10 protein-coding genes are annotated in these 10,905 nt (G+C 39.2%); 7 read left to right on the top strand and 3 right to left on the bottom strand.

All coding sequences use genetic code 11. The features are described 5' to 3' along the window. Window position 1 precedes the first annotated feature (1 nt). The 6 genes from LPAF129_RS08130 (at window position 2) to recD2 (ending at window position 6,905) form a co-directional block, all read left to right on the top strand. Window positions 2-1,144 carry a cysteine desulfurase family protein gene (locus tag LPAF129_RS08130; protein WP_244055877.1) on the top strand — a complete coding sequence of 381 codons (1,143 nt, stop codon included), beginning with the start codon at window positions 2-4 and terminating at the stop codon, window positions 1,142-1,144. Between the two features lie 18 nt (window positions 1,145-1,162). Then, window positions 1,163-1,504, top strand: a complete 342-nt coding sequence (locus LPAF129_RS08135; protein WP_244055878.1) for a DUF1831 domain-containing protein — start codon at window positions 1,163-1,165, stop codon at window positions 1,502-1,504. A 182-nt stretch (window positions 1,505-1,686) separates the two neighbouring features. Beyond that, window positions 1,687-2,814, top strand: coding sequence for a tRNA 2-thiouridine(34) synthase MnmA (gene mnmA / locus LPAF129_RS08140; RefSeq protein ID WP_244055888.1), 1,128 nt, complete (start codon window positions 1,687-1,689; stop codon window positions 2,812-2,814). A gap of 165 nt (window positions 2,815-2,979) precedes the next feature. Next, window positions 2,980-3,636, top strand: coding sequence for a histidine phosphatase family protein (locus LPAF129_RS08145; RefSeq protein ID WP_244055890.1), 657 nt, complete (start codon window positions 2,980-2,982; stop codon window positions 3,634-3,636). 34 nt (window positions 3,637-3,670) lie between these two features. Further along, window positions 3,671-4,345, top strand: a complete 675-nt coding sequence (locus LPAF129_RS08150; protein WP_244055891.1) for a tetratricopeptide repeat protein — start codon at window positions 3,671-3,673, stop codon at window positions 4,343-4,345. Window positions 4,346-4,349: 4 nt separating this feature from the next. After that, window positions 4,350-6,905, top strand: coding sequence for an SF1B family DNA helicase RecD2 (recD2, locus tag LPAF129_RS08155; protein WP_244055893.1), 2,556 nt, complete (start codon window positions 4,350-4,352; stop codon window positions 6,903-6,905). Between the two features lie 74 nt (window positions 6,906-6,979). Here recD2 and LPAF129_RS08160 read toward each other — a convergent pair whose 3' ends face one another. From LPAF129_RS08160 to LPAF129_RS08170, 3 genes are all read right to left on the bottom strand, one after another. After that, window positions 6,980-7,954, bottom strand: a complete 975-nt coding sequence (locus LPAF129_RS08160; RefSeq protein ID WP_244055902.1) for a diacylglycerol/lipid kinase family protein — start codon at window positions 7,952-7,954, stop codon at window positions 6,980-6,982. A 109-nt stretch (window positions 7,955-8,063) separates the two neighbouring features. Further along, the gene (rnjA, locus tag LPAF129_RS08165) at window positions 8,064-9,740 is read right to left on the bottom strand and encodes a ribonuclease J1 (RefSeq protein ID WP_244055904.1); all 1,677 of its coding nucleotides are present in this window, start codon (window positions 9,738-9,740) and stop codon (window positions 8,064-8,066) included. Beyond that, window positions 9,740-9,955: a DNA-directed RNA polymerase subunit epsilon gene (locus tag LPAF129_RS08170; RefSeq protein WP_244055906.1), complete on the bottom strand. Its 216-nt coding sequence runs from the start codon at window positions 9,953-9,955 to the stop codon at window positions 9,740-9,742. The genes rnjA and LPAF129_RS08170 overlap by 1 nt, the downstream gene beginning before the upstream one ends. Window positions 9,956-10,237: 282 nt before the next feature. Between LPAF129_RS08170 and LPAF129_RS08175 the strand changes: the two genes are divergently transcribed. Beyond that, window positions 10,238-10,723 carry a hypothetical protein gene (locus tag LPAF129_RS08175; RefSeq protein ID WP_244055908.1) on the top strand — a complete coding sequence of 162 codons (486 nt, stop codon included), beginning with the start codon at window positions 10,238-10,240 and terminating at the stop codon, window positions 10,721-10,723. The last annotated feature ends 182 nt before the right edge of the window (window positions 10,724-10,905 follow it).

Raw genomic sequence — 10,905 nt, forward strand, 5'->3', positions numbered from 1 at the left:
AGTGAAACATATTTATCTCGATAACGCAGGGACAACGCCAATGTCTGCTGCGGTGATCGACAAAATGACAGAAACAATGAAAGACGTCTTTGGTAATGCGTCAGCAACAAATTATTATGGCAGACAAGCACGAGCAATTTTAGACGCAAGTCGGCATTTGATTGCCCAGTCGATCAATGCAAAAAATGATAATGAAATTATCTTTACTACGGGTGGAACTGAAAGTGATAACACTGCTATTGTTGGCACGGCAATTGCTCGTCAAGAAGAAGGACATCACTTAATTACCACTAGTATTGAACATGAAGCGGTTTTAAAGCCAATGCGTTTTTTGGAAAAACAGGGCTTTGAAGTGACTTATTTACCAGTTGACCAAAATGGTGAAATTTCCTTGGATGATTTACGACAAGCGATTCGTCCAGACACAATTTTAGTGTCGATCATGACTGGTAACAATGAAGTTGGAGCAAAAATGCCCATTCATGAAATTGGCCAAATTGTGGCTGAGTCTAATGCTTGGTTCCATACCGATGCAGTTCAAGCTTATGGATTACTGGAAATTGATGTTCAAGCGGATCAAATTGACCTATTATCGACTTCTGCTCATAAGTTAAACGGACCTAAAATGAGCGGATTTTTGTATAACCGGACTGACCATAACTTGGAACCGTTGTTAAAGGGTGGAGACCAAGAGTTAAAGCGGCGTGCAGGAACAGAAAATATTCCGGCCATTGCAGGTTTTGCTAAAGCGGTGGAAACTAATCCAGCAGAAGTTAAAGCACAGCATCGTGAATTATACATGTCATTTAAGCATCAATTGCTGGATGGTTTACGGCAAAATCAGATCGATGTTGAAGTGAACGGTAAGCTAGATCAAGGCGAACTTCCGCATGTTTTAAATTTATGGTTTAAAGGCAAAAAGTCAGATGCTTTGTTGACTAACTTGGATTTGAAAGGAATCTCTGCTTCGGCAGGTTCTGCATGTACTGCAGGTTCACTGGAACCGTCACATGTTTTGACGGCTATGTATGGTGAAAATGATCCACGGATCAGTGAATCATTACGGTTTAGTTTTGGTGCATACAATACAGCAGCTGATATTGATGCAGCTGTTGCAGCTTTAACCGCGATTATTAATAAATAAAATTTAGGAGTGGGAAAAATGGCAGCAACTGAAAAATCACAGATCTTAGGGGACCAGCAAGCTTATCAATTGGCGGTAGGAATTAAAAAGTATGCTCTGCGAGATGCTGGGTTTGTCGAGAAAAAGTCAGGCAAGTTTCTTTTACAGCGTAACCTAGATCCTAACCTTGGCTTGAATGCAAGCTTAAAACTAAAAATAACGGTCGAAGCTGATTTAAAACGTTTTAAAATGACTACTACGACCGCTAATGGTTTGAAAGAGGTTAATATTTTTAAGACCGGTGATGTTAAAGTCCAAAGTGAACAACTGGGTTATTTGCTAAATGACTTGGTAGAGCGTGGAATCCTCAGTCAAGCGTAAGATAAATAAATTATGTCGAAAAGTCTATCGAGAGTGATAGACTTTTTTATAGAATGTTTAACTTAAAAATTAGCCGGGTGTGTCTTTAAAAATAAGCTGGTATGTGCTAAACTAAAAGTTACTGAATAAAACGACCTTCAAATCGTATAGATTCAGAATCTAAATGAATGATGGTGATTTAAATGGCTGATAATAGCCAAACTCGAGTTGTTGTCGGGATGAGTGGCGGAGTTGATTCGTCAGTCTGTGCTTATCTATTAAAGCAACAGGGTTATGATGTAGTAGGTGTCTTCATGAAAAACTGGGACGATACAAATGATAGTGGTGTTTGTACCGCAACAGAAGATTATCAAGACGTTGCAAAAGTTGCAAGTGAAATTGGGATCCCATATTATTCTGTCAACTTTGAAAAAGAATATTGGGACCGCGTCTTTACTTACTTCTTAGATGAATATAAAAATGGCCGGACTCCTAATCCGGATGTAATGTGTAATAAAGAGGTTAAGTTTAAGGCCTTCTTAGACTATGCTTTGGAAATTGATGCTGATTACGTTGCGATGGGGCATTATGCACAAATCGCTAAGGATGAAGATGGTACGATTCATTTGTTACGTGGAGCCGATGACAATAAGGATCAGACTTATTTCTTAAGTCAGCTAAGTCAAGCTCAATTGGAAAAAGTAATGTTTCCAATTGGCGGCATGCAGAAATCAGAAGTTAGACGAATTGCTGCAGAAGCTGGGTTAGCGACAGCCAAAAAGAAAGATTCAACTGGGGTTTGCTTTATTGGTGAAAGAAACTTTAGTAAGTTCTTAAATGAATTTTTACCAGCTCAGCCAGGGAAAATGGTAACCGTTGACGGTGAAGTTAAGGGTGATCATTTTGGTTTGATGAACTATACAATTGGTCAGCGTCGCGGACTTGGGATTGGCGGCAATGGTCAAAGCAATGATCCATGGTTTGTAATTGGTAAAAATTTAGCTAAAAATGAGCTGATCGTGGGTCAGGGCTATGAAAACGAACACTTATATGCTAATTCATTGGATGCAACTAAGTTAAACTTTATTGCACCAATCGACGATTATGGTGATGATTTTCAGTGTACTGCCAAGTTCAGATATCGGCAAAAAGATGAAGGTGTCACAGTTCATTTGAATCCGGAGCATACTAAAGTAGTCGTTGAATTTGACCGTCCTGTCCGTGCAATTACGCCTGGGCAAGAAGTTGTGTTCTATGATGGGGAAGTCTGCTTAGGCAGCGGAACAATTGATCATGCCTATCAGCAAGAACGTTTGTTACAGTACGTTTAAGGTAAAAAACAAGTAGAGAAACTTATCGCATTGAAGGATAGGTTTCTTTTTTTGGAATCAATGTTTAGAGTGCGATTGCGGTGTGATTCCTCTGGTTGAATAGTTTGCGCCGTCGGAAAATTATGAGATAATGGAGATACTATTTTCAGCAAAGGACGGTATAAGATGACTAAAATATTTTTTGTTAGACATGGACGGACAGAGTGGAACCTTGAAGGAAGATATCAAGGTGCCCATGGCGATTCGCCTTTACTACCCGAAAGTTTGCGTGAAATTGATGAGTTGGCTGGTTTTTTAGGTCAGTATCAATTCGCCAAAATTTATACCAGTCCGATTAAAAGGGCACGGGTGACGGCACAACGATTGGAATCACGGCTAGAACAAAACTTAAAAATAGTTGCCGATGCAGCTTTTGCGGAATTTAATTTGGGAAAAATGGAAGGTATGTTATTTAATGATGTGGAAGAGCAGTATCCGGCTGAGGTTGATACATTTCGGCATCATCCTGAGCAATATGATCCAACACCTATTGAAGCAGAATCCTTTGAGGAATTATTTGCACGAATGACTCCCAAAATTTTGGAAATTTGTCAAAGATACCCAGACCAAAACGTAATTATTGTTTCACACGGAGCTGCGCTGTGTGCTGAGATCCGGTATTTGCAAGGAGTCCCATTAGAAAGATTACGGAAGCGCGGCGGCTTAACCAATACCAGTACCACAATTTTGCAAACGCGTGATCAGGGGCAGCATTTCCGGTGTTTGGAATGGAATAAGACCGATTATTTATCGCGTTCGCTTACTAAGAATGATACGGTTTAGAGTTGAAAGAACTTAAGAGTGAGGGGAATAGAATTTGTCAGCTAAAGGAGAGTTAGCAAAAAAAGATCAGCAGCTTTTGCACCAATTGATCGCAGCTGTAGATGAAAATCCTTATGATGCGCATCGTTATTATGATTTAGGCAGTTTATTAGTTAGATTGCAGAATTATCCGCAGGCAGAAGAATTATTTTTGAAAGCACTAAATATTTTTATGGATGATGCTGGTGCACAAAGTTTATTGCACTATGGTTTAGGTAATGTTTACTATGCAGCGGGAATGTATGAAAAGGCAATCCCGGAATTTATGGCCGTTAAAGATCACAAATTACAGGCAGATGCTTTATTGATGACCGCACAAGGTTACTATGCTCAAGGTCAATATCAACAAGCGATGGTCTTTGCGCTGACAGCAAGTGAAAAAGCAGCGGATCAGAGTAGTGCATTGTCTTTATTGGCAGACTGCTTTTTAGCCAGTGGCGATTTTGAACAAGCCAAAAAATATTATGAGCAGGTCTTAAAACTGCTTCCAAGTGATGTGCATGCTAATTTTCAGCGTGGCCTAATTGCTGAAGTGCAGGGGCAAAGTAGTGCCAATTATTTTGCGAAAGTTAAGCAACAAGATCCGAAGTATTTAACTGAGCACCAGGAACGATTAAATGAAATCGCGGCCTTAATTAAGTCGAAACAAGGACAACAGGCGAAGGAGTAACAAAATGACACAGCAAAATATGGAATTATTTGACCCAAATACAATGCGGGAAGAAGCATATATTGTGGGTCATGTAACTCAAGTTTTTTTTCAGGCAACAGCAAGTTTCTATAAAGTTTTATTGGTTAAGGTCAAAGAACTCAATTTTGACTGGCCTGAAAAAACAATAACAGTCACGGGAAATTTTGCTGAGGTCAAAGAAGATACCCTCTATCGATTTACCGGTCGTTTAGTGAAACATCAAAAGTACGGGAAGCAGTTTCAAGCGGATCATTACCAAACTGAGTTGCCTACTTCAAAAGAAGGGGTCGTCAAATATTTATCGAGTAGTCATTTTCCAGGAATTGGTGAAAAAACGGCTGAAAAAATTGTCGAAAAATTAGGTGACGATGCAGTCAGTCTGATGTTGCAGGATTCTACTAAAATCGCACACCTTAATTTGACTGAGGCCCAGCAAAAAAGTTTACAGGATAATTTAGAAGCTGATCAGGGAATTGAACAAATTATTATTGGCTTGAATAGCTTGGGATTTTCAAGTAAGATGGCAGCCCGAATTTATAGTTTTTTTCAAGCAGATACTTTAAGTACGATCCATGACGATCCATATCAGTTATCGATTCATATTAATGGGATCGGTTTTTATCGTGCTGATCAAATTGCCCAGCAATTGGGAATTGAGGCGGACGATAGCGGTCGATTACGTGGAGCCATTTTCCAAGTTTTATATGAAGATAGCGCATCAGATGGAAATTTATATGTCCCAGGAGAAACACTCCTCAAAAATGTGCAAGAATTATTGCAAACCGGACGTAATGTCTCAATTTCAGTTGATAAAATTGCCGATGAATTAATTGATTTGGTGAAGAACCGAAAATTAGTCGTTGAGAACAATAATTTTTACTTAAAAAAATATTATTATGGAGAATGGAATATTGCAGCTGAATTAGCACGGGTAATGAAAAATAATGATGAAACTGATTTTGCTGATGCGGATCAATTGCAAGAAGATTTGAGTGAAATTGAAGCCCAAATGCAAATTGAGTACAACGATACACAAAAAGAAGCCATTGTTGAGGCACTTACATCCAAGGTTTTCCTATTGACTGGAGGCCCCGGAACAGGAAAAACAACGATCATCAATGGAATTGTTGCGTTGTATGCCTATGAAAACCAGATTGACTTAGAAGAACGACACCTGCCGATCTTGTTGGCGGCACCAACAGGTCGAGCTGCAAAAAGAATGAGTGAGACAACTGGTTTGCCGGCCAGCACCATTCATCGTTTGTTAAAAATTAATGGTCGTGATAGCGAATTACCAGAAGAAATAGACGAGTTGGATGGCAAGTTATTAATTATCGATGAAACTTCGATGGTCGATACAGATTTAATGAACGCCTTAGTGAAAAGCATTCCGGACCAGATGCAAGTTATTTTTGTAGGTGACCGCCATCAGCTGCCTTCGGTTGGACCAGGACAAGTCTTTGCCGATATGCTAATGAGCGATGTTTTGCCAAAAAAAGAATTAACGAAGATTTATCGTCAAGGAGAATATTCCTCAATTATTTCTTTGGCGCATGCAGTGAATGAAGGGCAATTGCCATCGGACTTTACTAAACAACAAAGTGACCGCTCTTTTATTGCTTGTCATGCTAATCTAGTACCTCAAGTGATTGCGAAGGTAGTTGAAGTCGCGATGCGTAAAGGGAATGCAAAAGGTGATATTCAATTACTAGCTCCAATGTATCGTGGTGCTGCTGGAATTGATAACTTAAATGATTTGTTACAACAGCTGATGAATCCAGTCCATGCTCGGCAAAAAGAAATTGAAGTCGGCCAACATCATTTGCGGATCGGAGACAGGGTCTTGCAACTGGTAAATGATCCTGAAAATAATATTTACAATGGTGATATTGGAGAAATCGTGGCAATCGATGCGGGAGAAAAGAAACGCAGAAATGGCCCCGATAGTGTCACGGTTTTATTTGAACAAAATGAAGTTGAAATTGAGAAAAAAGATTGGAATAATTTGACACTTGCGTATTGTTTGTCGATTCATAAATCGCAAGGAGGAGAATTTCCGATTGTTATTTTACCAATGGTTAGACAATTTTCCCGAATGTTTGCCAGAAATTTGTTGTATACTGCAATCACTCGTGCAAAATCTAAGTTAATTTTGGTTGGGGAGATCGAAGCTTTCCAACAAAGTATCTTAAAGGTTTCCCAAAATCGGTTAACAAGTTTAAAACAACGATTACAGGCTGAGTTGGGGGAAGAAAAAGCAGTTGAGCAGGCAAGTAGTGGGTCAGAGGAATCAGCTCAAGAAGGGACTCAGTCAACTATCCCAGTGAAAGCTGAAAAGAGCGAATTAGTTCAAACATCCACTCAGCCAGTCATGGTACAAGCAACTCGTGTCTCGACACCAGCTGTTGCAACACCTCGCTCAGAAACTAAGCAGTATCTGTTAACTGCAGAATTAATTGCAAGTCAGCAAATTGATCCGATGATTGGAATGGGTCAGTTGACACCATTTGATTTTATGCAGAAAAAGAGCTTCGGCTAACCAAATTCTTGTTTTATTATGAAATTTAACTCAAAAAAGGATGTCACCCATTATGAAGTGACACCCTTTTTTGATTAATGTCTTTCTTTAACTGGAATCGATTCAACGTCCAGCCAGAAAGGATATTTGATAACTTTTAAAAACAAATCAAAGTATTGATTAGGCAGTTCTTCACCATCAATTTGCCCGAATTCTACGGAGTTCACGAGCAGATGCATTTCTTTGCTCTTGTAATGATGAATTCCTGGAAAACGGAACTTCTTTCTAAAATAAACAGAAAAGCCTAGTAAAATGAATTTTAATAGATTCATATTATCTGCCACCACTAAATCAAGTTGCTGGTCAGTGGCACTTGCTTCCGGCGAAAGAACTAAACCCCCGGAAATAAAAGGTTGGTTGGAAACATTGACGATCGAACTATGTTTGAAAAATTCATATTGATCTTCTAAACGCAAGGTGACCGGAAATGATTCCTGATCTAAATATGCTTTGAATAACGCAAAAAAGAAACTGATAAAGCCCAAATGAAATTTTTCAAGTAGGCGAGATTCTTTTTGATGGTGCAGCATGCTAACAAGATAAGCATCTTGTCCAACACTAAAATCATTTAAAAAGTAACCTTGAGTGTTATGCGACATTTCTTGGTAGAACCCTACATCATAATAACAGGGCTCTTGAGCATTCAAAGTTTGTTGTAGGGCAGCTAGAGGGTCAGTTGCCAAACCAATTCCCCGGGCAAAACTATTATTATTACCAGAAGGAATAAAGCTGAGTGGAATATCACTGACTTTAGCATCTTTAATACCATTTAATGTATCGTTAAGAGTTCCATCGCCGCCTACAACTAGAATCACAGTTTTTTGGTAGTCTGCGGGAGTTAATTTGGTTACAAATTGGTGAGCAATTTGCCTCGCATCACCTGGACGATGCGTTAATTCAAAGGAGTAATTAACTGCTCTTTGATTTAGCTCAGCTTGAACGCTTGCCCAACTTACTTTTGATTTGCCATGATTGGCAAAGGTATTAACAATGACAAAATAGTTTTGCAAAGTTTTAGACCTCCTTTCAGTAGTAACAACTAGCAGCCTGTAAAAGGGTACATAGACCAAACAAAACCGGGAAAACCCAAACGGTATCCCGGTCTGTGTAAATAAATTTTTAAACTGTGACAAACATTGGTAAAATCATTGGATGTCTTTCAGTTTGGTCATATAAGAATGACTGTAAATCAGAAATTACAGCTTCACGAATCATTGCTTCCGTGACATTCTCATTTTTTAAAGTTCGTTTGATTGACCGATTAATCAAGCGCCGTCCTTTATTGATCAGTTCACCTGATTCACGCATGTAGATAAAGCCGCGTGAAAGAAGGTCTGGACCAGCGAGGACCATTTTTTTATTCATGTCGATGGTTGCAACGACAACCACGATCCCGTCTTTTGAAAGGATACGTCGGTCACGTAAAACAACATTACCGATATCTCCAACACCAGAACCATCAACATAGACATCACTAGCATCAAAATGACCAGCAATTCTAGCAGAGTCTTTAGTCAGTGCTAACACATCACCGTTGTCTAGAATAAAGGAGTTTTCCTTTGGAACATCACATTTTTGTGCTAATTCAGTATGAATCTTCAGCATCCGATATTCCCCATGGACAGGCATGAAATACTTAGGCTTCATTAAGCGCAACATTAATTTTTGTTCTTCTTGGCCACCGTGACCAGAAGCATGGATATTATTAACTTTACCATGAATTACTGTAGCACCAGCTTCTTCAAGTTCATTGATCACACGGTTAACGCTTAAAGTGTTACCAGGAATTGGTGAACTTGAAAAGACTACCGTATCATTTGGCTGAATTGAAACCTGGCGGTGAGTACCATTGGCGATCCGACTTAAAGCCGCCATGGGTTCACCCTGAGAGCCAGTACAAAGGATCATGACCTTATTTGCAGGTAGATGATTGATTTCACGTGCATCAACTAAAGCTTCATCTGGGATGTCCAAATAGCCTAATTCACGCCCGTTGGCAATCGCTGCTTCCATACTTCTACCAAAGACTGCAATTTTACGGCCACGGTTAATTGCAGCAGTTGCGGCCTGTTGAACACGGGAAATATTAGAGGCAAAGGTTGCGAAAATCACCCGGCCATCAACTTTTTCAAAAATACGTCGAATTGATTTGCCGACCCAGCGTTCAGACTTGGTGAAGTTGGGAATCTCAGCATTAGTACTATCAGACAATAAGCATAAAACGCCTTCCTCACCTAAACGCGCCATTCTTTGTAAGTTCGGTGGCTGATTAGTGATTGGGGTTAAATCAAACTTATAGTCCCCGGTACAAACTATTGTTCCAGAAGGGGTTTTAATTGCCACACCTAAGGTATCTGGAATCGAGTGAGTTGTCCGGAAAAATGAAACGCTCGTTTTCCTAAATTTCAGGACAGTATCTTCATTAATTTCGTGTAGTTCGGTCGTCCTTAACAAACCATGTTCTTCTAATTTGCCTTTGATCAATGCAAGAGCTAAAGGTCCAGCATAAACGGGGACGTTGATCTGTTTTAAGAAATACGGAATTCCCCCGATATGGTCTTCATGCCCGTGAGTGATCACCAAGGCTTTTATTTTTTGTTTATTTGCCACTAAATATTGGTAGTTAGGAATGACATAATCGATTCCTAAAAGGTCATCTTCCGGAAATTTGATTCCGGCATCGACGACGATGATTTCATCCTGAAATTGAATCCCATAGGTATTTTTCCCAATTTCATCTAAACCACCAACGGCAAAAACAGCAGTTTCGTTGTTTTTGACATTTAGTTTTTTCATTAATTAAACTCCGTGAGCTGATAGTTAGCCCCTTGTTGCTCGTATTCCAAGGAGGCTCCGTTGAGTTCTTCGATAAATTCAACGTTATAGTCGGTTTGTTCCTCGACTAAGGCACGAGCGGCAACTTCTGAATCTGCTTCTAAATACAAGGATTCAGTGTTTTCACGTCGTGGACTAATTTTTTTACTTGGTTGGTAATATACTTTAAAAATCATTAATTTATTCTCCTTCATAACATTATTAAACTGCATTGCGCTTTAATGGCGCAAAAAATAAAATTCCGAACATGGATCGTTTACACGATATTTAGTATTATTTTAGCATACAAAACCCAGCAAGTATAGAAGTGTGCCATACCATTTAAAATTTACTTGATTTTTCTAAGCTTTTGCAAGCGAACACAGAGTAAAAGATTAAGAAAAAAAGGAGATTATGGTAAAATGAAGCTGATATAACCAGTAGCTGGCTGAGCTGATTTTTGGAAAGGACAGATCAATATGAAAATAATTTTAAGTCTGCTTGTTCTGTTCTTACTAGCAGCAATTATCTTTTTTTGTTACCGCAAATTTCGGAGCTTTCGGTTGAAACGACAGCAGCGGCGGTATGAAATCGTAGTCACTGAGGCACTACAAGATTCTTTAGGCAAAGTTAGTGTTGCCGGTTTTAATGGAAAAAAAGTTGCCTTGGATCAAATCGCAGTTGCACAAGTTGCCAAAGCTTGGGGGCTGAATGTGGTTGTTTTTGGGTATTCATTTCCAGTTCAAGAACTAGATAAAAAACAAGTGCGTCAAGTTAAAGAAGCACTTAGCGAACAACTCAAAATATTTGCCCAACAACATTCTTTGAACAGCCCTGAAGAACCATCAAGCCTAGTGATTTCTGACATTTGGCAACGTGACCTAGTTTTAAATGTTGAGGTTGCCTATTTGATCAATGAGCAAACCAAAGGTTACCTGCGTGACGTCGAAAAGCTAGACCATTAATTTGAATGACTTAAGAAATATAAAAAGGCTGGCAGTCAAATTGAAGACTGTCAGCCTTTTTAAAATTAATGGGTCTAAACTTTTTAGTGTTGATGAGTTGATCATCAGCACTTTTTTTCTACGCAAAAAGGACATCATTTGTCCTCGTGTGCTACGATTAAAGTGTCTAATTAAAATCAAAG

Origin of the sequence: Ligilactobacillus pabuli, from assembly GCF_022836475.1 — a bacterium.
Taxonomy (GTDB): domain Bacteria; phylum Bacillota; class Bacilli; order Lactobacillales; family Lactobacillaceae; genus Ligilactobacillus; species Ligilactobacillus pabuli.